This is a genomic window from Paenibacillus sp. 19GGS1-52 (genome assembly GCF_022369515.1).
Taxonomy (GTDB): Bacteria; Bacillota; Bacilli; order Paenibacillales; family Paenibacillaceae; genus Paenibacillus_AQ.
Window position 1 is genome coordinate 4255681 of sequence record NZ_CP059724.1, and the last position, 23893, is coordinate 4279573.

Here is a 23893-nt window from a genome sequence, read left to right on the forward strand (position 1 = left end):
TAAGCTATTGCGTGAAGCATATAAATTCTTTTATTTCCAGTAAAAGGCCGGAAACGCATGGTTTATCATGCTATTTCCAGCTTTTTTTCATTTCTTAATGAATACTTAAAAACTATATGTGCTTTTTTATACTTTCTTAAGGTTTGAGATCTTGATTTCTGGTAAAGTTGTAGAAAGACAGGCAACACCTATATTGAAGGGAGTCATTAATTATAATGGACAAAAAAGATCTGAATGAAAATGAACACTTGGAGAACAACGGTACGACGGAAGAACTCAACGCTTCCGAGAATGCAAATCTTGAAGCTATTGAGCTGCAAAACACTCCAGAACCCGTGGTTACAGGCATCGAGGAGAGTGTTCCCGTGATGAGCAAAGTTGGCGAAACAACGCCTCCTGCACCCCCTTCCGCTTCCTCCAGAAGCAACAAGGGCTGGATGATCGCTTCGATCGTTCTGGCAGCCGCACTCATCATCGTTCTGATCAAACCACCTTTCCAAACAGATGACAGCAAAGCAGCTGTTGCATCGGTTAACGGAACTGATATTACAAAACAACAACTTTACGATAAACTGGTAGAAGCTGGTGGAGAAACTACACTGCAATCACTGATTACGACTACTCTCGTAGATCAAGAAGCTAAAAAAGCCAATATTACGGTGTCTGACGCAGATGTTACTGCTGAAATTGAAGATCTTAAAACGCAGTTCGGTGGCGAAGCTGCTCTGAACTCCGCTTTGGAACAAAGCTCAATGACTCTTGACGATCTGAAGAAACAAATGCCTTTGCAAGTAGAAATTCGTAAGATTCTTGAACCGCAGGTTAAAATAACAGATGCGGATATCAAAACTTATTATGATACAAATAAAGCTACTTATAACACAGAAGAAGAAGTGCGTGCTTCCCACATCCTTGTAGCAACCAAAGAAGAAGCAGACGCAATTATTAAACAACTGAAGGATGGTGCGGACTTTGCCGCACTTGCTAAAGAGAAATCTTCGGACACAGGTTCTAAGGATAACGGTGGTGACCTGGACTTCTTTAAACGTTCAGATATGGATGCCGATTTCGCCAACGCTGCCTTTAAGCTTAAAGTAGGCGAAACAAGCGGCGCAGTGAAAAGTCAATATGGCTATCACATTATTAAAGTGACTGACCATAAAGATGCCCACAATTACACTATGGAAGAAAAGAAAGCGGATATCACCAAAGCTCTTATCTCGCAAAAAGTTTCCGAGCTATCCGCAACATGGTTGAAGGATTTAACAGCTAAATCCAAAATCACTAATACTCTCACCGACGCAAAAGCAGCTGACGCATCTGCTGCTCCAGCTGCAAGCGCAGACCCTGCAGCAGCCGAAGCTACAACAGCACCAGCTAAATAATGAAATAATTAATCAAAAAAGCAGGACAAGCGTTAATTCGCCTGTCCTGCTTTTTTTGTGTCTGCTTATTTAAACACTTTTACGCGTGCTTCGATGGGCTGGAATTCTTTTTCACCTGGTGCAGTAACGGGTTTACCGAATGGCAATTCAGCAATCAGTTTCCATTCTGCCGGAATGCCCCACTCTTTCTTCACATCTTCATCAATCAGTGGGTTATAATGCTGCAGTGAAGCACCAATTCCTTCTTCAGCAAGTGCTGTCCATACTACAAATTGTAGAATACCGGAAGATTGGTTAGACCAGATGGGGAAATTATCAGCATAGAGAGCAAAATTCTCTTGCAGCTGCTTTACGCCTACTTGATCTTCAAAGAACAGTACAGAGCCGTAACCTGCTTTGAAAGAAGCCAATTTCTGAGCGGTGCCTTCAAATTGTTCTGTTGGAACGATTTTGCGAAGGGCTTCTGCAGTAATATCCCAAAGTTTATCGTGTTGCTCACCCAAAAGAACAACCGCTCTTGAGGTTTGGGAGTTAAATGAAGTTGGGCTATGTAGTACTGCCTCTTCAACAATTTCCTGAATCTTAGCATCGGATATTGTAGATTCTTTGCTGATCGCATATACGGAACGTCTACCTTTTACTGCTTCAAAAAAATTCTTAGACATAAAATAACTACCTCCGTTTAATTTAGTAACTAACTTTTATATATCTTAACACTTTTTTTCGGAATTGCAATCCCTATACACAACTTTTTTGGTCGGGTATCAGACTGCCAACTTTTATTATTACTGAAAAGCGATTAATTATTCGCTCGACACCAGCCCATATACAAACAGCCTATAAATAAGCTACAATGATTCAGCGAAAATGCTGAAAGAAGGTTTGAAATTGAAGAATAAAACAACTATTTTTGCGGTATTACTCTTACTTTCCTTGAGCCTGGTTATTAGTGGCTGTAAAGTCACAAATTCTTCTCTTTTAAATTCAGTGAAATCTGAAGGGAACGACAAAGATCCCGTATCCTTCTGGGTGGCTTCCGATGTTCATTATCTGGATAAAGGACTCCAGGATGGTGGACAGGCTTTTCAGACCTATGTCACAGGTGGTGATGGTAAGATGCTGCCCTACAGTGATGAAATCGCCGAATCCTTGGTGAGGGACGTCGAGCAGCAGAAACCCAAGTTCATTATCCTTAGTGGAGATCTAACGAACAATGGTGAAAAAAGCAGCCACGAGAAATTAACAGCTAAGCTGAAGCGAATTGAGCAGCTAGGAACCTCTGTCTATGTAATTCCAGGAAATCATGACGTGTTTAACCCTTGGGCAAGATCTTTTAAGGGGGACAAGCAGATCATTGCCGATTCCATAACCGATAAGGACTTTACTGATCTCTATAGCGATTTCGGCTATAATGAAGCCCTTTCCCGTGACAAGGAAACGCTCAGCTATGTCGTTAAAGCCGCCCCTGGGTTAATGCTGCTCATGATTGACAGCAGTCAATATAATAACAACCAGAAGTACGGATTTCCACAAACGGATGGGCGGGTGGCCGCCTCCACGCTCTCGTGGATTGATGAATGTGTGAAACTTGCAGCCAAGGAACATGCCTCTGTGATTACGGTCTTCCACCACAATCTGCTGGATCACACTTCTTTGTCCATCGCCGGCTTTAAGCTCAATAACAGTCAAGAAACCCTGAAGGTTCTGCGCAAGCATGGACTGAATTTAGTCCTGTCAGGACATGTTCATTTGCAAGATATCCGCCGAGATCCGGCTGTGGGTAAGGAAGACTCTTCTTCTCCTCCGCTAACTCCGGTATATGATATCGCGACCAGTGCGTTGGCTGTGAATCCACATCAATATGGAGCCATGACGTTTGACCCGCTCACCAGAACTGTGAATTACCACACGGCTACAATCAATGTCGAGGACTGGGCTAAGGTTAACGGGAGCACTGATCCTAACCTTTTAAACTTTAAAACTTATGCCGAACAAACCTTTGCAACCAGCTCCTACAACAAGGCTATGACAAGTCTCAAGGACAGTAAGTTCACTGCGGCGGAGAAGCAGTCGATGGCAACGGTGATGTCCAAGCTGAATGTGCAGTATTTTGCCGGGACAGCCGGAAGTGCTTCCGCTGACATTAAAGCACTGCCAGGCTTCAAGCTATGGGAGAGTGCAACGGATAATTTCCTGTCCGGCTATGTGAGTAGTATGGCTGCTGATAAGGAACTTAGCAATGTGTCATTGCAGGTTGTTTTGACCACACAGTAAATTAGAAAAAACAAAAAAAACCGTGCTTCCCCCGCAGTTCTGCGGTTTGGGAGCACGGTTTTCTCGAAGAAACGGCTTCGCCGTTCATAAAAGGACGGCGAAGCCGTTTCTTATTAACTAATCACGTTCAATATAAATCCAGCCATCTGTATCCTTCTCCACAGTCGCATGAAGTGCTTCTGCCAACAGGCGAAGTGGAACGTAGGCATCTCCGTATTCGTCAACGAATACCGGTTGTTTAAGCTTCACTGGAGTTCCGTTAATGGTAGCCACGGAGGAACCAACTTTGAATACCAGCTTGTCACCATACACATCCTCGGTAACATTAATCGCATGGTTCACTGCATCCCACTCTACAGTTGCATCCAAATCTTCTGCTAAATACCGCAGTGGCACATAAGTCGTGTTGCCCTCGACAAGCGGATAATAATAATCGTCGTCAGGAGCAATCTCGATTGATTTCTTCGTAATACCGAACTCTTCTTTCATTAAGCGATGTGCATCCGAGCCTGCTTCAAAGTTTCTTAAAGTCTCACCCGGTGTAAGCTGTAATGCAGAAATGTTAAGTGCACCGTCGGTGCTGATAACATCAGCTGTTACCGGCCCACCAATATTCCAGACCTGACTCTCTGCTTTAAACGAGATACTTTGCAAGGGCAGATCCTCACTCGCTGGAAGCGCCACTAACAGATCAATATTCTGTTTACGTACATGAAGTCCACTATCCACGAATACATCTACTTGCAGTTTTGTATCTTTGCTAAGTACTGTCTTAAGCTCAGGTGTAGATTCGTACAGATTATCCAGCTGTTTGTCGTACACTAGAAGCAAGGTATCAACAGCCATCTTGGCAGCATCATGCAGAACAGTTACAACCGCCTCTTTATTGTCTAGAGGGATTTGGCCCGCACCCAACCCAAGCAATTCACCCAGATCAACATCTTCTGCCTGAATCACAGGATAGAGGTAGTCATAAAGACCACTGATTAGTTGAGTAAAGCCTTCGGAATCCTTCGAGATGGATTTGAGGAATCCCTTTAACAATGCCGGAAGCTCATCACCAGTCACCTCAGTATGTAGCTTTGTAAGGTTCATAGTCTGACCATAAACAGCCTCATTCACGGAGGAAACGCTAATCACACTTGGATTAAGCAGATTCTTGACCACGAACTGGGTAACTTGCTTGGAAAATGCTTCTGTTTGGGCAGGATCAAGTCCTTTTATACCCACCATATCTTCAGCATTCTGGATCGGGTAGTAAAAGGGCTGTTTGGCTCCTTCAACCGTAAACACTAGAGCTTCCTTATCCATAAAAAAAGTAAAGGGAAGCTTCAATTGTTTGTAGCCGACAGTACCTTTGGCAGAAATATTGCCGTTATCCTGCAGCTTCATATTGCTTACATCTAAGGAGAAAGAATTAATAAGGTCTACTATTTCCTTGTCTTCCGCACTTATCCCTACAGCAGGGACAGCATTTAAGGAAAGGTTCATGCTGGACTCAGAAGACTTCACGTCTAAATCTCCGAGCAATACTTTGTTGACGTCTAATCCTCCAACGGATTGACAGCCAGCCAGAATCAGCAGGATTGCGATGAAGGGAACGAACCACTTTGTTCTTGCTTTAATCTTCCTCATAGCATTTCTCCTCTAACTTGTATTTTGTTAAACCCAACCATTATCTCAGTAGTGGCAGGATTTGTAAATCATACTATAGTACCATGTAAGGGATTACAGGTTTATTAAGCTCCGCCAATCTATATGTACCCATTCCTTAAATACCAGAAACTTAACAGCTGCCAAACAGGCTAAATGTGCCGGATAAAAGGACCACCATACCCACCGCGGGAGCCTCCGTCGTTCTAAATATGTCCAGAACACAGGTATGATGACAATCAGCAGAGTTGGAACAATACTGACCATCTGGACTAACCAGCCGTTATAGAACAGATAGAATTCATTCAGCAGGAAATGGGCCAGCACCAGCCAGTACGATCGGGCATAGCGGAATATCAGCACCAGCAGCAGACCATAAGCATTATAATCCATAGGTAAATATTCCATGAATACACAGACTGCAATCACTATCGGCGCGCCCAGCCACGGATTAGGCAACTTATCCAACACTACCAGCACAATTGCCGATAATAGAAGCGTGAACACGACATTTAATCCGCCAGGGTCCAACGCCAGATTATAGGGAACTTGGGCAATCACAGCAATGAGCAGCAGTCTCCATAAATATCTGGGCTTGGAGGAAGTATGTATATGCCCTTGCACCAACGCATAGCAGTAGATTGGAAAAGCAATTCTCCCAATATATCGCCAGCCAAGCTCTCCCGGAAAGAAAATGTAGCCTATGTGGTCGATAAGCATAGTCAGCATAGCCATAATCTGCATCTTTGGCCTCCTGTAAAATAGTATGTGTGACTGTTATTATCCAATGGTTTGCCATTATTCGCAAGCCATACGAACTGTTCCAAATATAGCTCAACAGAAATGAAAATAGCGGTAGATAAGGACTTTGTAATTAGTCCTTGTCTACCGCTGTTAATTTATTATTTATTGCTGTGGGAATAGTTCAACAATTGTGTCTTCAACTTCCTTCAACATGCCTTTATAGGCTACTTCATCGAGATATCCGATGCTGCCTAAGAACAAATGTCCTACCGATTCAATACCGACAAAATCGAAAATACCAACGTCAGATGTCATTTTCATTCCTGCGGTCATTCCAATGTTATCGTAAACAGCGTTAGGCGTACCATGTGTATTGATGATTAATCCTTTTTTGCCGTTCAGAAGCTTTATAATTCCCTCTTCGCCAGCACTATAAGCAAAACCGTAAGAGAAGACACGATCGATATAACCCTTCACAATAGCAGGAAGTCCTGTCCACCAGATGGGATAAATGAAGGTGATAGCCTCCGCTTGAGTAATAAATTCTTGCTCAGTCTTAATGTCCTGCGGAGTTTGACCCGCTCTCATATTTGCCGTATCCTCCGGCTTCAGTACAGGCTGGAAATCAAGAGCATACAAATCGCGCACAACAACCTCATGACCGTTATTCTTCAAAGCTTGCACCGTAGTTTCCAAAATCGAATGGTTTAAACTCTCTGGGTTTGGGTGAGCATAGATAATTAGATGTTTCATTTTTCGTTATACCTCCATTTTTTGTGTATAAATGTATTATTCGTAATAACATAGATATCTATGCTTTACTACAAAAAAATTTATAGCCTTGTAAGAACCTTTTCTAGCAGCAATTCCAGCTGTTCTTTCTCTGTGTCATTTAGTCCGCCATATAAGGCATTATTTAATTGATCTGATATCTCACGAAATACCGGCTCCAGTTGGAGACCTTTATCGGTCAGATTGATCAGTGTAACTCTGCTATCCTCCTTGCTCTTTACTCTTTTTACATAACTTAATTTCTCGAGCTTATCCACCAGAACAGTTACAGTCGGCTGTGTACGGTTGATTTTCTCAGCGAGTCCCTTTACGGACAATCCGTTTTGTTGATACAAGAACATCAAAATACCGCCATGAGAAGGGACAATGCCCTCCAGACCATGCTTTTCAAGCTCTGAAATAATCAATTTATTGGCGGCGTCACTAATTTTCCCAACCATCGAGGCAGCATGAAATTTTATCATGCCCTCATTATACATAGATATCTATATACTTTCAAGTCAATTCAGTACTACGTGAAAAGCCCCTCCCCAGAATTCTCTGAAGGAGCGGCTCTAGACTCACTTTATTCTGATCTTCTCCGATCCTTCTCTTAAGCTGTCTTCGACTTGTTATAAATATCAAACCCAACGGCCAGCAGCAGCACAAGTCCCTTGATCCCTTGCTGCCAATCTACGCCAAGGCCAACAAGCGACATGCCGTTGTTCATTACGCCCATAACCAGACCACCGATAATGGCCCCGACAACCGTTCCGATTCCACCAGATGCGGATGCTCCACCGATAAAGCAGGCGGCGATAGCATCGAGTTCAAAGTTAGTACCCGCTTTAGGCGTTGCGGAATTCAGACGTGCAGCAAAGACGAGGCCACATAATGCAGCCATGACACCCATGTTAACGAATACCCAGAAGGTGACTCGTTTGGTTTTGACACCGGATAGACTAGCTGCCTTCTCATTGCCACCCAGTGCGTAAATATGCCGGCCCATGGTCATCCGGTTCATGACGAAGGAGTACATTGCTATCAGAACGAGCAGAATAATTAGGATGTTAGGTATCCCGTTATATTGGGCAAGCACAAAGGTAAAGAGATTAATGATGATCACCAGCGCAGCGGCTTTGGCCACAGAGAGCCAGACGGAACCCTGCTCAAAACCGTATTTTACAGTTGTTCTACGAGTTCTGAACTCTTGATAGATCACAACTAAAGACAAAAGAATGCCAAGTATCAGTGTTAGGAGATGCTGTGAGCTTCCACCGAATATATCCGGGATAAAACCTGAACTGATTTTTTGAAATGATTTAGGAAAAGGAGCGATGGATTGGCCGTTCAGTACGATCATTGTCAACCCGCGAAACAGTAGCATTCCAGCTAGCGTAACGATGAACGCAGGTATTTTGATATAGGCTACCCAGAACCCCTGCCATGCGCCTACAATTGCGCCCATGAGCAAAGACAGAATGACCGCCAGCACCGGGTTCATATCCATCTTCACCATCATTATCGCTGAAAGTGCGCCGATAAAGGCGGCTACGGAGCCGACCGAAAGGTCGATATGTCCGGTAATAATGACCAGTACCATACCAATTGCCAGCACAAGAATATAGCTATTCTGCAGAATAAGATTCGTAACGTTAAGTGGCTTCAGCAGAATACCGTCTGTAAGAATCTGAAAGAAAATGGAGATAAAGATCAAGGCAATGATCATGCCGTATTGGCGGATATTCCTTTTGAATAATTCGTTAATGGCTCCCATGTGGTGCTACCCCCTGCTTCGTGTCATATATTTCATCAATGTCTCCTGCGTTGCATCCTGCCGTTCCACCTCACCGGTAATCCGTCCTTCGCACATCATGTAGATCCGGTCGCACATGCCGATGATCTCGGGCAGCTCAGAGGAAATGACAAGTACGCCCTTGCCTTCAGCCGCCAGCTTATTAATGATCGAATAGATCTCGTACTTGGCACCCACGTCAATTCCCCGTGTCGGTTCATCCAGGATGAGAATATCCGGCTGCGCATAGATCCATTTGCTGAGCACAACCTTTTGCTGATTTCCGCCGCTGAGATTCACCGTTTTTTGCAATATGCTTGGTGTCTTGATGTTCAGCTTCTTCCGATATTCCTCCGCGACCAGCACTTCCTCATTCTCATTAATGATGCCGTGACGCGAAAGCTTCTTCAGATTACTCAGGGAAATATTTCGTTTGATATCCTCGATTAGAATCAGCCCATATTGCTTTCGATCTTCGGTCACATAGGCCAGCCCATTCTCTATTGCTTTATTGATATCCGTCAAAAAAACTTCTTTGCCATGCATGAACACTTGGCCACTGATCCGCTTGCCGTAAGCTCTCCCGAACACGCTCATCGCCAGTTCCGTTCGTCCCGCACCCATGAGTCCAGCAATGCCGACTACTTCCCCGCGGCGGATATGCATATTTATCTTATCCAGCATCTTGCGGTCCTGCTGTGTCGGATGATAAACCTCCCAGTCCCGGATCTCGAAAATGGTCTCTCCGATATCCGGAGTACGGTCTGGATAACGATTGGTCAGATCGCGACCGACCATGCCTTTAATAATGACATCCTCCGTGACTTGATCTTGCTTCATATCCAGGGTCTGTATGGTTTGTCCGTCACGCAGTATCGTTACAGAATCCGCTACCTTCTCGATTTCGTTCAATTTATGTGAAATGATAATGGAGGAAATCCCCCGCTTCTTCAGCGCCAGAATCAGCTCCAGCAGGTTCTCACTATCATCCTCATTCAGGGCCGCAGTCGGTTCATCGAGAATGAGCAGCTTAACCTCCTTGGAGAGCGCCTTGGCGATCTCAACCAATTGCTGCTTGCCAACACCTATCGTCGATACCTTTGTAGACGGCGATTCCTTGAGGCCGACGGTTTGCAGCAACTCTGTGGTCTTCACCGTCGTTTCATTCCAGTTGATCACCCCGTGCTTAGCCTGTTCATTGCCCAGGAAGATGTTCTCCGAAATCGACAAATACGGAATCAGTGCCAGCTCCTGATGAATAATGACAATCCCGAGACTTTCACTATCCTTAATATCCTTAAACTGACAAACCTGATCTTTAAATAAAATATCCCCCTCATAAGTTCCAACCGGGTAGACACCGCTAAGCACCTTCATCAAAGTGGATTTGCCCGCCCCATTCTCTCCACATAAGGCATGAATTTCGCCTTCCTTCACCTTCAGATTCACGTTACTGAGCGCTTTCACACCGGGAAACGTCTTCGTAATGCCTTTCATCTCCAAAATATAGTCTGCCATTGCTTCTCACCCAGCTTTCAAAAGTGACTGTACTCATGAATGCGGCTGGCAGTCTTCCATAAAGACTGCCGCCGCATATACAGGTTATATGAATTTCAACTGATTATTCACCAAGCTCGGCTTTAGTGTAATAACCACTATCTACAAGGACCTTATCTACATTAGTTGCATCTACAGAAACAGGTTGCAGCAAATACGAAGGTACAATTTTTACGCCGTTGTCATAGGTTGTCGTATCATTCACTTCAGCTTTTGTTCCTTTGAGTACACTCTCTGTCATTTCAACCGCTTTTTTAGCCAGCTCACGCGTATCCTTAAACACAGTTTGTGTCTGTTCTCCGGCGAGGATCGACTTTACAGAAGCAAGCTCGGCATCTTGACCCGTTACAACCGGCAGCTTCTTGTCGCCAGAACCGTAACCTATCCCTTTAAGAGAGGATAGTACCCCGATGCTGATGCCATCATAAGGAGAAAGCACAGCATCCAGATTATCACTGGCATAGTTGGCACTCAGCAGGTTATCCATACGCGATTGAGCTGCTGCGCCGTCCCAACGAAGAGTGGCGACTTGATCCATAGTGAGCTGTTTACTGCGAACTACTAGTTTGCCAGAATCAATGTAAGGCTTCAGGATGGACATCGCGCCATCGAAGAAGAAGTACGCATTATTGTCATCCGGCGAACCACCGAACAGCTCGATGTTGAAAGGTCCTTTGCCATCTTTCAGGCCAAGCTTGTCTTCAATATAAGAGCCTTGCAGCACGCCAACCTTGAAGTTATCAAATGTCGCATAATAATCGACATATTCACTTTTTTTGATCAAACGGTCATAGGCGATAATCTTAACGTTGGCATCATGCGCTTTTTGCAGGACATCCGTCAGTGCTTCACCGTCAATTGAAGCGATTACAATCGCTTTCACACCTTTGGTAATCATGTTCTCGATTTGGGAAACTTGATTCTCCACGACATCCTCAGCGTATTGCAGGTCTGTACTATATCCCAGCTTCTCAAATTCCTTCACCATATTGTTGCCGTCATTCACCCAACGTTCCGATGATTTCGTCGGCATAGCGATACCCACCTTACCACTGGCTCCATCTGAGCCTCCACTTGAACTGTTTCCATTACCGCAAGCAGATAAAATGAGTACGAGTGCCAACGTCAACATCATTAATGAATATTTTTTCATTCCTTCACAACCTCCTGAACTATTCTTTTGCCCCTACAGGGAACGTTCTCCCTGTTTGACAAGTTGAGTATAGCAAGGGGAGGCATGTATAGTATTTACAATGAAACTACTGTTTTTATAAAAAACAAACCTTTTTGGTAGCGTTTACAAAAATGGTGTGGAATGGAGTGGAATACACTACAACGACAAACAGCAAGTCTCCATAGATAGGAGACTTGCTGTTTTTTGGAATATATACCGTTTTATTAATGAGTATGTTTCGAAATCGCACTAATTGTGGAAAGAAAATAAAGTTTCAGAACATATATATACTGCTGACAAGTGGCTCCCAAAAATAATACCGGCAGTTTCCATGAAATATGTATTAGACTGACCCAACAATAAAAACAACGGTAAGCCTTGGACGAGAAAATGAATTTCTAGTCTGCCATTGTTTTATTGAGCTAATGTTTCTTGTTAGCGTAATGAACAGTCTGGCTTAATTACTTCATGCCTATGAATGGACAAATAAAATAGCAAAGTTTTTACCTTTATACTCTTTAAAAAAGCTATCTATATATTCTATCCACTTTTTTCTGGGCTCAATGTTGTCTGGGTGTTGCTTAAAACCGTTATTAAAATCTAAAATTGGTTTGTATCCATAGTCCCTCTCAGAATGCCAAATACCATCTGGAGTAACTACAGAATATGGTAATACTTCATTTATTAAATCATATCCTTTTTTAACGCCATCAATCCGAAAGCCGTCCCAACGCCATTGTTCATTAAACGTGGTAATCCAGTAGTATAATCCATTCTCTATTCCATCATCATTATTATGATTTTTTAGGTGTTCTTCAAAATCAAATAAATTACTAACTCAACTTTCGCAGAGTCAAAATTGAGTTGACCCCAAGCTGGGGTTAAGGTGGAGTCGGTTTAAGTAAGGATCTTGCCAACATAGAAAAACACCACTTCGTTTGGTAAAGTGAGATTGTCGAGATCCACTAAACCACAGAAGAGGTGTCCCTTCTATGATAAATCAAAAGTCGTCCCTAGATCAACTCCCACCTGAAATGAGACCTGCTTTTCAAGAGCTCGGTGTGCTGAAGCATCTGAGGAATGCCGGGTTCAAAAAGACGTTTGGCTATACCTGTTCCCATCTGTTCATGCTCGTTTTTGTCTTGCTCTTTCATCAGAAGAATTGGTTTCGTCTGCTCGAAAGTGCCAAGGGTGAAGCCTTTCCTGGCAAAGATGCCGTCTATCGCTTTCTCAATCACAGCGGATTCGCTTGGCGGCGTTTCTTGTCTTCTCTAAGTAGTGACACTGTGCAGCGAGTCGAAACCTTGACCTCCGTCACGCGGACCTCCGTATTCATTGTGGATGATTCCATGTTTGAGCGGAATCGGAGCAAAGCTGTGGAATTGTTGGCTCGCTTTAAGGATCACGCGACGGGGGCTTACTATAAAGGCTTTCGCATGCTCACCTTGGGCTGGTCAGACGGTCATACGTTTCTCCCTTTGGACTTCGCCTTGCTGAGTTCCGTGAAGGCTGGACTCACCGGCATACATCCGGGAATCGACAAGCGATCCTCTGGATACAAACGCCGGAAAGAAGCTCTGCTTTCTGCTCCGCATCTGGTTTCTGAACTGCTGGATCGAGCCATTACTTCCGGGGTTTCTGCGGCTTACGTACTTATGGATAGCTGGTTCACGCATGCCCCCCTGATTCAGCGGATTATAGATCGCAAACTGCATGTGATTGGCATGGTGAAAAACGACAACAAGCGATATCTCGTTCACGGTCAACGGGTGGATCTTAAAGGTCTTTACCGAGCTGCTTTGCGCGTCGAAGGAAAGCACCGGAACCTCTTGCGTCAGATTCACACCGAACTTGTTCCTGGCATTCCAGTAGTCGTGGTCTTTGTTCGCCATCGCTCCAAGAAAAACGAGTGGCTCGCGATTCTATCGACGGATCTAACGCTGACGGCACCGGAAGTCATTCAAATCTACGCTCTTCGCTGGGACATCGAAGTCTTTTTCAAATGCGCTAAATCCTTGCTGCGCCTGCAAAAAGAGTTTCAAGGCCGCTCCTATGATTTGCTCATTAGCCATACAACGATTGTCTTTTCCCGCTATATTCTGCTGGCTTGGCAGCATCGACAAAGCACGGATCAGCGGACGCTCGGTGGACTCTTTTATTTGCTTTGCGATGAAGTCGGTACCTTGGACTGGGCCGTAGCATTACAACAATTGGTGGAATTGATGAACGAAATCGCCAATCAAGTCGGTAAGAAACTATCCGCTATGATTAAAAGTCAACTCCAGCACTGGATCTCTGCTTTGCCCAGCTACATCAAGGCTTATCTGCCGATTTCATGCTGCGAAAGTTGAGTTACTAAATCCTTTTCGTTTTGCAATTTCTAAAGATTCTTTTTCAGAAAAGAATCTTTTGTACGGCTCAACTTCTAACTCGGAATAGTAATTAATAATATGATTTTTTACAAATATATAAACCGTAGTATCATCTAAAAACAAATTATCAGGCAAAACAACATAGCATATGCTTTTCACACCTATCACCACCACCAATGAGTCCACTTATAAGAGATAGTTTAGCTAATTTCAAGTTTAAACGCCTCCCCTAAGCTTTATCCATATGTCACCATATATTGTAACTAAACTGCCCGTTACTAGAGTAAAGGGCTGAACAAATTCAGCCCCTCCTCATCAAACCGTACGTGAGGTTTTCCCTCATACGGCTTTCCGATGTTCGTCATTCATGGGCATGCAGTTTACAATAGCGTTTTAAGTCCATACTGGATGGCAATGTACTTAACCTCTTTCAGTGACCCCATCCATCTTCTACGTTGTCTTTTCTTGGCGTACCAACGGGTTAATCGCTGCAAAATATACCAATCCAACTTGGCTAATCTCTTTTGGCTGTAGTTCGTGTAGTAATAATTTCTCCACCCTTGAATCTTTGGATTGAGCCATTCTACCTGTTCCACGAACGATTTCGAGCGCATGCTTGGGGAGGCCAATCTTTCTTTGACCACGCCTCGAATACGTTCCTCTGCCTTCTTCGTTAGCCACTGCTGTGTGGTATAGTACACCTTCCCTTGAGAAGTTTCTGCTTTGGTTTTCCGGTGATGCATCCCTAAGAAGTCGAATCCTTCGTCCCCTGTCCATAAGCCTACAATGCGAGTTTTGGTTGGGTGTAGGGTTAACTCCAAACGCTCCATAATTTTGCGTATGAGCTCATACGCATGTTCCGCGTCCTTCTTGGTTTTGCATACCACTACAAAGTCGTCTGCATACCTTGTGAGCTCCCCTACTCCTTTCCCGTGTTTCTCCCACAGTTGGTCGAAGTAATTTAGATAGATATTCGCAAGGAGCGGTGAAATCACGCCTCCTTGCGGAGTCCCTAAATCCGAGCGTCTTACCGTTCCTTCTTCCATAACTCCCGCTTGTAGCCACTTCCTCATTAATTTCAGTATCCTCCTGTCATTGATACGCATCTGCACCAATTTCATAAGCTTCTCTTGATTAATGTTGTCGAAGTAACCTTGGATATCGACGTCGACTACCCAATTTCCTTTACGGTTGCAGGCTTTACGAATACGTTCCAACGCCCCTTTAGCACTTCGTTTCGGGCGAAACCCGAAGGATACTTCCTCAAAGTCAGCTTCAAAGATAGGCTCAATCACTAGTTTGGTTGCCATCTGTAGGACTCGATCCCGCACAGTGGGTATACCTAATGGCCTTTGCTTGCCATCCTTCTTCGGGATATAGTGTCTACGTACAGGTTGCGGATGGTAGTTGCCTTCTTTAAGCTCTCGCTCACATACCTTGAGAAACCATATTTCTCCTTGTTCCTCAATGTCTGCTAGCGTCACGGCATCTACTCCCGCAGCTCCCTTGTTGGCTTTCACTCGCTTCCACGCTTCGCACAGTACATCCCACCGATAGATCTTGTCATACAATGCATGGAATTTACGCTTTTTGTTCGCCTTGGCCGCATGACCTAGCTTTTCTTGGAGTTGTTGAACTTTTTCCTTGGGTGTCGTTAGCCGGTTGGCATTCACTCACTCGTACCTCCTCCAAAAGCATAAACAAAGCAGGGCTCCTTCCCTCCCTAAGGTTATGTTGTCCTTAGGTTCTTCGGTACTATGAGCCCCTCGGACTCCCTTCCCACAGACGTTTCACTTCGTCTTTTGGACTTATAGAGCGTCTCTTTACGGATTCCTAAAAAAAAAAAAAATCGTGTGGGGGAGGGTCTCCCCAGTTCACTGCATTATCTTTCAAACCCATGCCGTTCCCTATACGCCGGAGGATTCTTCACTGCTGCTCCAAGTTCTGCACAGTTTCCATGGCCTTCGTCTATATTCTCGAGACTCGGCACCCTCTTTTCCCCTTTGCAGGGCCTTTTTGACGACGCGGCAGGATTCACTTCATGTTGCGGCCTGGATTGTCGCTCGCCCTGTCTCTGACAGGTACTTTTGTCGATGCGCTTTTACACACAGATTTCTCCATGCGCAAGCATCCTAGCTACAAGAGTGGCTTGGCCCCTCTCTTGGTTGGATTTGCACCAACTAGATAATGCGTGCCTCTGGGCACGCCTTCAATGAAAACAGCAGGCTACCCTAGCGCCTGCTCATTAATGTGTATCGTTCAACTAAAGTTTTCCGTTAGTTGAACAAGCACGCTTTCTTTTATTACACAATATCTTCGTACTGTGCAACAAATCTCGATCGAATGAATAGCACTCAGCAACCTTGCAACTTGAAAATATTAACATTTAATTATAAAATCAAACAAAGGCGGTGTTAAAAATGAACTTAGTACAATTCATGTTGATTGGAGTAGTCGCGATTTTCTATTTTTCATTAGGAATCATCATTATCAAGGTATTACTTACAAGAAAATTACCAAGTAATAATTACACTCCATTTGACTACATCACGGCCCATTCTCTTGTTGAGTTTCACGATGAGAAAAAAGAGATAGAAGAAGATGCGGACCATGGTGATGATAAGAACAAAAACATCATTTCGTTATCAAAACGACCTTCTCTTCCCTAATGCGCAATATGCGTCAAATGCGACATAAAACCTCCATCTATCTTGTTCAACTATCCTGCCCGTTACTTCAACAAACAAAAAAGGAGTTGCTGCGTAGTAAACTCCACAACTTTCGTTCTTCGTTAAGTTAATGCCGAAATTCGTCGGCAGACAGAGGGGCAACAGCTCCAATGCTTGAATTTAGCGTTATCTGATAGATTCGCCTTCTATGAAACACTAATCTCTCTTTTAGTTAACTTCTTAAATGCAGAGTAATCCTGATCGGATTTAATAAGACTTAACATTTTTTCGGCACATTCTGTTGGACTCAACTCTTCAGTATTTACTTCAAGGTCATATTCATTAAAGGAATATATTTTGTCGTACTGGGAATTTGCTAGTCCAATCTCCCGATCTCCTCTGATTTGTTCTCTTCTAGTGAGTTCTTCTTTCGAGCATAATACGCCTACAAACAATGTAGGATGATCGAAAAATAGATCAAGGCAATCATTAAACCGCTTGTCATTATCGATTACGGTATCAACGATTACATTCAAACCCATTTCTGAAAACAATTTAATTGTTGCATAGTACACTGAGATTATCGGATCAAAAAGTATTTGTCCGACATTATCCACTTCTCTTGCAGGTTTAATATTTGGAAATTTATTATCAATAAAATCATTGTAATTACCAAAAAAATCATCTATGGATAAATGATGAAAAGGAATCTCTTTCTGATTTTTCAGTTCCATAGAAATACTAGTCTTTCCTGAACTTGAAGTTCCGTTCAAGAACACAATAAGTCCTTGCTTCAAACGAATCACCCTCACATATAAGATTTACGTATCATTCAGACAATGTTATATTCACAAAGTTCTTTAAATTATCCAACTGATAAAATATTCGAGAAGCGATTAAACTATTCTGCCCGTTACTTCAATGAAAAAAGCAGACTGCCGTTTCAATCTGCTCACTCAGCTATCGTTTCCGTTAGCGGAATGCTCTCATAATTATTTTGAATAATGTCCTTCAGCAAGTAATTTTCGATACATTTTAAAACTCACTTCTGCTCCCTGGATATTCCCTATTTTTGTTAGCACAACACCTTTGTTGTAATGGTAGTCCAAATCACTTGGGTTTATCTCGATAGCCTTATCAAAATGCTCTAACGCTTCCTTAAGCAACTTTTGAGCATACAGAAGGATCCCCAAATTGTAATGAGCTTCATCATGGGCAGGGTTAATTTCAATACATTTTTTATAGCTTTCAATTGCGGCATTATCTAATTTTAGTTCCTTCAATGCAATAGCTTTATTGAAATATGCAGATGAATGGTTTGGCTCTGCTTCTATCGCTTTATCGTAAGCTACTAATGATTCTTTGTACCGTCCTAGCCTTTTTAGCTCATTTGCCATGTTGTAGTATGCGGAACTAAAAAAAGGGTCAATCTTTATGACCTCATTATATAAGGCGATGGCTTCGAGCGACTTCCTCAGACATGAAAAAGAATTAGCCTTATTGTAAATACAATCAGGATTGTTCGGTTCCAATACTAACGCATTGTCGAAATAAATAACGGCTTCATCATGACGGTCTAATTCAGCCAGCGCATTCGCTATGTTGTAATGTATTGGTGCAATGTTCGGGTACAGGTGTAGCGCTTGTTGAAAGCAGGAAATTGCCTCTTCAAATTTGGATTGCTCTGCGAGTTTTATACCTTCACGGTTTAGTTGCGTTGCTTGTTTTTGAAAGTCCATTCCTCAACTCACTCCGTCTCCGTTTTACTACGCGTTAACGAAATAACGGCTGCTTTGTGGCAGCCGTTCAAGTATCGTTCTCGTTAGCATAAATAACGATTTACTTTTTCGATAATATGTATCTCGGTGGAGAGCCAAATTCTTGCTCTGCTTCGAAATAAATTAGTTTGTTTGGAATGCACGAAATAAGGGTCGGCATTCCAAGACCAACTGCCTTTTCTAAAGCTGTTGTTAGTGGCAACTCTTGAGTATCAATACTATCACTCCAAGAAATCACATAACAATAGTCTCCTGCACCGTAGTTCTTTAATAAATTCGCAATATGCAAATAATTAGAATTGGGCTTTGGTATTTCTATCATGTAGTTTTCATTCAAAGTCTGCTTATATTGATGATTGAGGCGACCTATTGCATCCTTACGTTTTTTAGGAGAGGACAACTCGAACAGAACTCGTTCTTGGATTCTCTTCTCGAAAAATGTCTTTACTACGATGATTTCTAATTCACTGTTCATTTTTCACACCTGCTCATTCATCTTCTAGTTCAATTATAAACGGTTGTAAGCATAACTGCCCGTTAGCTGAATAGGCAGCCACCCAGCCACCACGTTGATAGGGTGCCTTCTTGTTTTTATGGAGCTATCGGTTAACGATAGTTCAATCATTTGCAACGTTGTTTATAGTAGGATTGGTTTGTAAATCGTTTTTAGCTAAATCGAAGGCTACTGCGATTTTAATCTGAAACGTTTTACTAAGTCCCTTTATCCAATTCTCAATTGAATACACATCGACTATCGGAGCAACTGTTTTATCATAACGGTCCAGTTCAATCTTAATAACTGAGTGAGTATCAATAAGAAAGCTAATAATATCCTCACCTTGGTCGGGTGTCCAAGAAAAAACGTAGGCTGTCTTCATCACGGGAAATGTCTATCTAATTATGTTTAAAAACCTACGCATGGATATATCATTGAATAAATGAGATTTTGATGCTATTAATTCTTCTCGATATGACTCTTCTGTCATAGTTCCTTTGAGTTTCATGTGGTGCCTGCTTTCCTTAAAGATGCGACCCATTCGCGATTACGGCAAATAATTAACTTTGCCCTTATATATTCAAGGTAGCACCATACTATCCTGCCCGTTAACGTAATAAGTAAATCAGTTTAGGAGTTCTAGAACTCATCGATCAACGAAATCCCTTTAGTAATACGTATTCTACTTTCTTGCAAGAAATCGCGGGTCCAATCATCGGGTTGAGTTAAATCCCAACTCCGGTACATACCGACGACTACGATAATTTCACGTAATTTAAGAAAAAGCTTTATCTGATTTTTCCATCCATCAGGCATTTGTCGGTCATCCTCAGTGTAGCCTAGCTCGAAATGTTTAATAAAAAGTTCGTATTGTGCCTTACGTTCAGACTGCGAATCTTCCCCGAATACATATAGCAAGTAATAGAGTTGGATAGCAATGTCCTCGACATACCAACTGTACTGACACTCATCGAAGTCAAAGAGCGTTATTTGCCCTGATTCATTGACCGTGAAATTACCTACGTTGATATCTCCGTGAATTAAACCAAAATTATCAGATGTTACAGGCAGACCAGCCAGATTTGCTTTAAGTTCATCAAGGGCATGAATAATTGGTTGAAGCTCTGCCGGTAAATAATCTTTCGCTCGTAAGAGGTATTCATTACATTCCCAAGTGTGTCTTGTGGATATAGGTTTATACAGTTTGGTCAGTTCATGAAGACGGCCTGTTATGCGACCACATTGTTCATAAAGTATTGAATTGCCTAGGCATTCTGGATATCCGATTTTTCTGCCAGGTGCATAGTTGAAAGAGGTTGCGTAAAAATCCATTGTATTCCCTTCGATATGTTCAAAATCCTTTCCATTAACCGATAGAACCGAGTCTGAGACCGACAAACGATTGTCCGAAAGGTAACGAATCCATTCTATTTCAGCTGCAAGTCCTTCCGACGTACGAAGTGTGCTCGGAGTAAAACGGAGAATATATTTTGATTCGTCACGAATATAGGAATAAATAAAGTTTTGAAAGCCTCCAATGAAAGTCAGATCTTTTGGACTGATCCCAAAGCGCTCAGCACCTTCAGCAGCATGTTCGTCTAGGAACATAAGTTTTATTTTTGGGTCCATGATTTCTCCTTGGTAATTGAATTTAGATCGAATACTATAATTCCTAACGACATGCAAAAAACCACTTTCAAACTATTTCTATTACTAAGCAATCATACTTATCCATATTTTTACAGTCAATAAAAATACCTGAGTCATTGCGTTAAACTGCCCGTTAGTTGAGAAAAGCCAGTGCGGTAGACCTTTCGGTATTGAACTATCACGTCAATCTTTCGGAGATAGTTTTACTTATTTCTTCAGGGTTTTTAACATCAATGATTAACTTTGATATTTTAAATTTACCAACAAGAAAATTATTCAAGTCAAAATGAAGGGTATCAACCTCATTATTAAAAAAGTAGAGATGATAACCTCCATTAAATCTAAATAATCCATTTCTTTTTCCTCCAAAAGAAGCACCATAAAGCTTGAAAGCATTTGGTATGGGTCTACCTGTTGTTATCCCCTTAATCGAAGAGTATGGAATTTGCAACCCTTTATCTAATTTTAAAAAGGGCGAATTTCCAAGATCGATATTTAAATGGGTTTCCATTAATTGAATTGTATTCATTCGTTTAGTCCACCATTTCATAACGCTTTAGTATTTTTAAAATATTTTTACATATTATACCATATATAATCTTATGTATAGTATTTATTGAGCTAATTTACCCAAGAACTGAACATGCAACCGAATATTTCGCCGGTTGCATGATGGAATATTACATTATACTGCCTATTGTCATGGTGCTATCGATCCTCGTTAGCTTAACGAACAAACCTGTCATCCTGGTTAAGCTTATCCTCTGAATTAGATAATAACCGTACCAAATTAACTTATATCCTCGTTTGAAACGATTTATTGACCATCTTTACATTGTTCATTTTTGCCCAACTCTTTAAATCCGAAATACCTCTATCTTCATACATTGAATACCTAAATGCCATACCCAATGGGACAATCTTCCTCCTGTAAGGTAATATGCCAATAACAGGTTTAAAGTACCCCTTAATCATTATCACTTTAATATCCCTTGAATTAATTATATTCCCATTTAATATAATTCGCTCATTGGATAGGCATAACTCAGTTTGTTTCTTAAATAATGTTCTGTACAATGCGAGTAACAGTCCAACTAAACCCATAAGAGCCACTGTTAACGAAGTGTAGAATACCCCCCTCTGATCCCCTAATCTCAATACAAGAATAGATTGAGTCGATATAATTGCAATCATGCCTAAAATGGCTCCAATCCTTGATGGACTCTTAACGGAATGCTTTATTTCCCCCAACATTGTCCCCTCCTGTTCAAATCCCTTCCTTAAAATACCATGTATTGGAACTAAACTACTCGTTTGTTGAACAAAGGCAGCCGATCTCAAGGTAATCGGCTGCCTTCTTGCTTTTATTCAGCTATCGTTTCCCGATAGCTGAATAAATGACAGTTATGGACTAAGAAGACGGGATTAAAATTAGTGAATTACATTTCCCGTCCAATCCACGAAAATGAGACTTTCTTTATCCATCAGACCCCATTTAATTATGTTTTTCACAAGACCTGGCGTTATAACGTCGTCATCCCACAAAGGCGTCTGTACTCTAACCCAACTGCTACGAACGCCATTTTCTAACCCGCCAAACTCCAAGCCCATGACTACGATGTAGGGGATTCGTTCTTTTTGGGATTGTCCAACTTCGTAGGAAACGATAAATTTTTTATCATCCGAAACAATAAAAAGTTTAATTCTTCCGTAGTCTTCATCATCTTCTTTGACATACCAAAAATAACTCTTTTCGCCATGAACGAACTTTCTTTTCCCCTTTGTATTAACACCCAATATTGTCGTCCCCACTTTTCGTCTTTAATCCCATATGGGCTTGTGCATGATAATTCACCATCGTTCAGGTTGGACATCTGATATCCCAAACTTGTAGCCTTCGCCAATATCGTATGGTTCCAGTACTTTCAACCCTTCTCCTTCTGCATCGAATATGCAGAGTTACCAGTATCATTATTATAATCCACTTTTTGAGTTAGCCGCCACGCTAAACTGCCCGTTCGCTTAACGAAACAAGGGGCAACTGCCGTGGCAAACGTTTTCTTGTTTGATTCAATTAGTGCTTCCCGTTAGTTGAACAAAGGTAGCCGATTAACTGACCAGCTGCCTTGTGTCTTTATTGAGCTATCATTGTTTTGTTGAACTAACATTTCCCGTTTGCTTAACGTTTGCTTAACGTTTGCTTAACGGTTAATTACTCGTCAATCCGCTCACCATTGAGATTAAATAAATGTCATAGCCACTTTTAGCAACGGGTTCCATACCATTATCCTCCGTCTAATCATATAAAATCAGCCCATCAAAATAATTACTATAGTCCACATCCTCATCGCCCATGGTGTACCAGACTTCCTTGCCCGTGCTGGTCTGAAGCTTGATATGGCCGAGCTTGTCGTCACCCAGGAATTTTACGTTGTCACCAGGTTCCAACGAAAAGGATTCGTCCTTGCCATCTTTATGAATCTGCACGGTAATTTCCTTTATGATCGTTAAAGACGTCGGTGGTTCCATAGGATAAAAATCCTGTTGCTCTTCATGGAGGGAATGTTTGGCATCCAGACGGAACACCAAATCACGGAACCAGGTTTGAAAGTCCTTGCTTTCTTGTGAACTGACCACACGCCCATGGCCGTCAAACATCGAGCTGTGTGCCGAGAAATCGGGAAGCGCACCTATCTGCTTGAGGGTTTCACCGTCATAGGCATAGAAAGATGTTGATCGTAGAAAGTCCATCTGCGAATCCATTTGAAGTGCAATCTCGAAATATGGATCGTCAATATCCAAATCGACAATATCAAGATAAGGAAGCAGCTCACTGCCCACCTCCATCGTGATGTTGTTCACCTTCAGCTTGAAGGCCCCAAATTCCGTTTCCGGCGGGCTTAACTGGATCTCTTCTTTACGACCATCCCCGTTCAGATCCACTTTCATCAGCTTCTGTTTAAAGCCCGAATCGCCTGTGTAATCCCGTAAATGGACATCATCTAGATGGGCAGGTTCGAGCTTATAGTCAGCGTATTTGGCTTCGTAGTCACGAAGTAGCGCAACGTTCTGTTTCTCCGTTGGGCTAAGATGATCCTTGTAGGCAGAGTCTGGATGATACCAAGGCTTGGCGGCAAAGTAGTCCTGCAAATCCTTCCGCTTAAATACATATCCATGCCTTGCAAATATCTCGTTACGCGCAAGCTCCAGAATGCGGTTGTCTAGACTACCAATCTGATCCGGGGACAGCAACGTGTTCGAGCTGTCTTTCAGAATATACTCCCGTATTCCAACAGTGGAAAGAGCAACAGTTGTCTCACTTGCTGCTACTGGCTTACCGACCACTCCTTCATTGGCTTTCTCTTTTTTCGCATAAGTACAGCTAGAAACGATTAATGAAAGAGCAATTACTCCATACATAAACCGAAATTTCAGAAAATACATTATGTTGACACCCACTTCGTCATATGAATTCAAGTTGATAAACGCGTATAAATATATCACAAAGTGAAATCTGGCGTATAGCACAGAACGAGCCTTCCACTTCTGAAGGACCCTCGACTGTTTGTATCGCC

The 23893-nt window shown here is 42.4% G+C and carries 23 protein-coding genes; 5 read left to right on the top strand and 18 right to left on the bottom strand.

The genetic code is table 11. The annotated features are described in order from the left end of the window. Nucleotides 1-215: 215 nt before the first annotated feature. Nucleotides 216-1385, top strand: coding sequence for a peptidylprolyl isomerase (locus H1230_RS19890; protein WP_239711645.1), 1170 nt, complete (start codon nucleotides 216-218; stop codon nucleotides 1383-1385). Between the two features lie 65 nt (nucleotides 1386-1450). On the opposite strand, the gene H1230_RS19895 is transcribed toward H1230_RS19890, so the two are convergent. After that, nucleotides 1451-2050, bottom strand: coding sequence for a nitroreductase family protein (locus tag H1230_RS19895; RefSeq protein WP_239711646.1), 600 nt, complete (start codon nucleotides 2048-2050; stop codon nucleotides 1451-1453). A gap of 223 nt (nucleotides 2051-2273) precedes the next feature. Between H1230_RS19895 and H1230_RS19900 the strand changes: the two genes are divergently transcribed. Further along, nucleotides 2274-3659 carry a metallophosphoesterase gene (locus tag H1230_RS19900; protein ID WP_239711647.1) on the top strand — a complete coding sequence of 462 codons (1386 nt, stop codon included), beginning with the start codon at nucleotides 2274-2276 and terminating at the stop codon, nucleotides 3657-3659. A gap of 117 nt (nucleotides 3660-3776) precedes the next feature. Here H1230_RS19900 and H1230_RS19905 read toward each other — a convergent pair whose 3' ends face one another. From H1230_RS19905 to chvE, 7 genes are all read right to left on the bottom strand, one after another. Further along, nucleotides 3777-5294, bottom strand: a complete 1518-nt coding sequence (locus tag H1230_RS19905; protein WP_239711648.1) for a copper amine oxidase N-terminal domain-containing protein — start codon at nucleotides 5292-5294, stop codon at nucleotides 3777-3779. A gap of 93 nt (nucleotides 5295-5387) precedes the next feature. Continuing rightward, entirely contained in the window at nucleotides 5388-6056 is a 669-nt protein-coding gene (locus H1230_RS19910) for a TraX family protein (protein WP_239711649.1), read from the bottom strand. Between the two features lie 162 nt (nucleotides 6057-6218). Continuing rightward, a complete protein-coding gene (locus H1230_RS19915) occupies nucleotides 6219-6809 on the bottom strand; it encodes an NAD(P)H-dependent oxidoreductase (protein ID WP_239711650.1) in 591 nt (196 codons plus the stop codon). Between the two features lie 80 nt (nucleotides 6810-6889). Next, nucleotides 6890-7312: a MarR family winged helix-turn-helix transcriptional regulator gene (locus H1230_RS19920; protein ID WP_239711651.1), complete on the bottom strand. Its 423-nt coding sequence runs from the start codon at nucleotides 7310-7312 to the stop codon at nucleotides 6890-6892. A 128-nt stretch (nucleotides 7313-7440) separates the two neighbouring features. Then, the gene (gene mmsB, locus H1230_RS19925) at nucleotides 7441-8604 is read right to left on the bottom strand and encodes a multiple monosaccharide ABC transporter permease (RefSeq protein WP_239711652.1); all 1164 of its coding nucleotides are present in this window, start codon (nucleotides 8602-8604) and stop codon (nucleotides 7441-7443) included. Between the two features lie 6 nt (nucleotides 8605-8610). After that, nucleotides 8611-10140: a multiple monosaccharide ABC transporter ATP-binding protein gene (gene mmsA, locus H1230_RS19930; protein WP_239711653.1), complete on the bottom strand. Its 1530-nt coding sequence runs from the start codon at nucleotides 10138-10140 to the stop codon at nucleotides 8611-8613. Nucleotides 10141-10243: 103 nt separating this feature from the next. Beyond that, nucleotides 10244-11332 carry a multiple monosaccharide ABC transporter substrate-binding protein gene (gene chvE / locus H1230_RS19935; RefSeq protein ID WP_239711654.1) on the bottom strand — a complete coding sequence of 363 codons (1089 nt, stop codon included), beginning with the start codon at nucleotides 11330-11332 and terminating at the stop codon, nucleotides 10244-10246. 1013 nt (nucleotides 11333-12345) lie between these two features. Here chvE and H1230_RS19940 point away from each other — a divergent pair. Continuing rightward, nucleotides 12346-13704 (top strand): IS4 family transposase, encoded by a 1359-nt coding sequence (locus H1230_RS19940; RefSeq protein ID WP_239711655.1) that lies wholly within the window; start codon nucleotides 12346-12348, stop codon nucleotides 13702-13704. A 401-nt stretch (nucleotides 13705-14105) separates the two neighbouring features. On the opposite strand, the gene ltrA is transcribed toward H1230_RS19940, so the two are convergent. Beyond that, nucleotides 14106-15398 carry a group II intron reverse transcriptase/maturase gene (gene ltrA / locus H1230_RS19945; protein ID WP_239711656.1) on the bottom strand — a complete coding sequence of 431 codons (1293 nt, stop codon included), beginning with the start codon at nucleotides 15396-15398 and terminating at the stop codon, nucleotides 14106-14108. Between the two features lie 368 nt (nucleotides 15399-15766). On the opposite strand from ltrA, the gene H1230_RS19950 reads away from it, so the two are divergent. Together H1230_RS19950 and H1230_RS19955 are read left to right on the top strand one after the other, a co-directional pair. Further along, nucleotides 15767-15913, top strand: a complete 147-nt coding sequence (locus tag H1230_RS19950; protein ID WP_239711657.1) for a hypothetical protein — start codon at nucleotides 15767-15769, stop codon at nucleotides 15911-15913. A gap of 232 nt (nucleotides 15914-16145) precedes the next feature. Next, entirely contained in the window at nucleotides 16146-16394 is a 249-nt protein-coding gene (locus tag H1230_RS19955) for a DUF3951 domain-containing protein (RefSeq protein ID WP_239711658.1), read from the top strand. A gap of 206 nt (nucleotides 16395-16600) precedes the next feature. Here the strand turns inward: H1230_RS19955 and H1230_RS19960 are convergent, their stop codons facing one another. The 9 genes from H1230_RS19960 to H1230_RS20000 all read right to left on the bottom strand — a co-directional run bounded on the left by H1230_RS19960 (nucleotide 16601) and on the right by H1230_RS20000 (nucleotide 23762). After that, complete coding sequence (locus H1230_RS19960; RefSeq protein ID WP_239711659.1) at nucleotides 16601-17191, bottom strand: chloramphenicol phosphotransferase CPT family protein; 591 nt, start codon at nucleotides 17189-17191, stop codon at nucleotides 16601-16603. A gap of 195 nt (nucleotides 17192-17386) precedes the next feature. Beyond that, nucleotides 17387-18133, bottom strand: a complete 747-nt coding sequence (locus tag H1230_RS19965; protein ID WP_239711660.1) for a tetratricopeptide repeat protein — start codon at nucleotides 18131-18133, stop codon at nucleotides 17387-17389. Between the two features lie 100 nt (nucleotides 18134-18233). Continuing rightward, nucleotides 18234-18647, bottom strand: coding sequence for a hypothetical protein (locus tag H1230_RS19970; protein WP_239711661.1), 414 nt, complete (start codon nucleotides 18645-18647; stop codon nucleotides 18234-18236). A gap of 142 nt (nucleotides 18648-18789) precedes the next feature. Beyond that, nucleotides 18790-19053, bottom strand: coding sequence for a hypothetical protein (locus H1230_RS19975; protein WP_239711662.1), 264 nt, complete (start codon nucleotides 19051-19053; stop codon nucleotides 18790-18792). A gap of 254 nt (nucleotides 19054-19307) precedes the next feature. Beyond that, nucleotides 19308-20297: a phosphotransferase enzyme family protein gene (locus H1230_RS19980; RefSeq protein WP_239711663.1), complete on the bottom strand. Its 990-nt coding sequence runs from the start codon at nucleotides 20295-20297 to the stop codon at nucleotides 19308-19310. Between the two features lie 199 nt (nucleotides 20298-20496). Next, nucleotides 20497-20847, bottom strand: a complete 351-nt coding sequence (locus H1230_RS19985; protein WP_094869142.1) for a hypothetical protein — start codon at nucleotides 20845-20847, stop codon at nucleotides 20497-20499. A gap of 266 nt (nucleotides 20848-21113) precedes the next feature. Then, nucleotides 21114-21572, bottom strand: a complete 459-nt coding sequence (locus H1230_RS19990; protein WP_239711664.1) for a hypothetical protein — start codon at nucleotides 21570-21572, stop codon at nucleotides 21114-21116. Between the two features lie 177 nt (nucleotides 21573-21749). Then, on the bottom strand, nucleotides 21750-22115 hold the full coding sequence (locus H1230_RS19995) for a hypothetical protein (RefSeq protein ID WP_239711665.1): 366 nt from the start codon (nucleotides 22113-22115) through the stop codon (nucleotides 21750-21752). Nucleotides 22116-22613: 498 nt separating this feature from the next. Then, a complete protein-coding gene (locus H1230_RS20000) occupies nucleotides 22614-23762 on the bottom strand; it encodes a YARHG domain-containing protein (RefSeq protein WP_239711666.1) in 1149 nt (382 codons plus the stop codon). Between the last annotated feature and the right edge of the window lie 131 nt (nucleotides 23763-23893).

Bases quoted from the DNA above. Each gene is read 5' to 3' on its own strand.
- H1230_RS19890 (WP_239711645.1), top strand. From the start codon at position 216: ATGGACAAAAAAGATCTGAATGAAAATGAACACTTGGAGAACAACGGT.
- H1230_RS19895 (WP_239711646.1), bottom strand. From the start codon at position 2,050: ATGTCTAAGAATTTTTTTGAAGCAGTAAAAGGTAGACGTTCCGTATAT.
- H1230_RS19905 (WP_239711648.1), bottom strand. From the start codon at position 5,294: ATGAGGAAGATTAAAGCAAGAACAAAGTGGTTCGTTCCCTTCATCGCA.
- H1230_RS19910 (WP_239711649.1), bottom strand. From the start codon at position 6,056: ATGCAGATTATGGCTATGCTGACTATGCTTATCGACCACATAGGCTAC.
- H1230_RS19915 (WP_239711650.1), bottom strand. From the start codon at position 6,809: ATGAAACATCTAATTATCTATGCTCACCCAAACCCAGAGAGTTTAAAC.
- H1230_RS19920 (WP_239711651.1), bottom strand. From the start codon at position 7,312: ATGATAAAATTTCATGCTGCCTCGATGGTTGGGAAAATTAGTGACGCC.
- mmsB (WP_239711652.1), bottom strand. From the start codon at position 8,604: ATGGGAGCCATTAACGAATTATTCAAAAGGAATATCCGCCAATACGGC.
- mmsA (WP_239711653.1), bottom strand. From the start codon at position 10,140: ATGGCAGACTATATTTTGGAGATGAAAGGCATTACGAAGACGTTTCCC.
- chvE (WP_239711654.1), bottom strand. From the start codon at position 11,332: ATGAAAAAATATTCATTAATGATGTTGACGTTGGCACTCGTACTCATT.
- H1230_RS19940 (WP_239711655.1), top strand. From the start codon at position 12,346: ATGATAAATCAAAAGTCGTCCCTAGATCAACTCCCACCTGAAATGAGA.
- H1230_RS19950 (WP_239711657.1), top strand. From the start codon at position 15,767: ATGTTGCGGCCTGGATTGTCGCTCGCCCTGTCTCTGACAGGTACTTTT.
- H1230_RS19955 (WP_239711658.1), top strand. From the start codon at position 16,146: ATGAACTTAGTACAATTCATGTTGATTGGAGTAGTCGCGATTTTCTAT.
- H1230_RS19965 (WP_239711660.1), bottom strand. From the start codon at position 18,133: ATGGACTTTCAAAAACAAGCAACGCAACTAAACCGTGAAGGTATAAAA.
- H1230_RS19970 (WP_239711661.1), bottom strand. From the start codon at position 18,647: ATGAACAGTGAATTAGAAATCATCGTAGTAAAGACATTTTTCGAGAAG.
- H1230_RS19980 (WP_239711663.1), bottom strand. From the start codon at position 20,297: ATGGACCCAAAAATAAAACTTATGTTCCTAGACGAACATGCTGCTGAA.
- H1230_RS19985 (WP_094869142.1), bottom strand. From the start codon at position 20,847: ATGAATACAATTCAATTAATGGAAACCCATTTAAATATCGATCTTGGA.
- H1230_RS19990 (WP_239711664.1), bottom strand. From the start codon at position 21,572: ATGTTGGGGGAAATAAAGCATTCCGTTAAGAGTCCATCAAGGATTGGA.
- H1230_RS20000 (WP_239711666.1), bottom strand. From the start codon at position 23,762: ATGTATTTTCTGAAATTTCGGTTTATGTATGGAGTAATTGCTCTTTCA.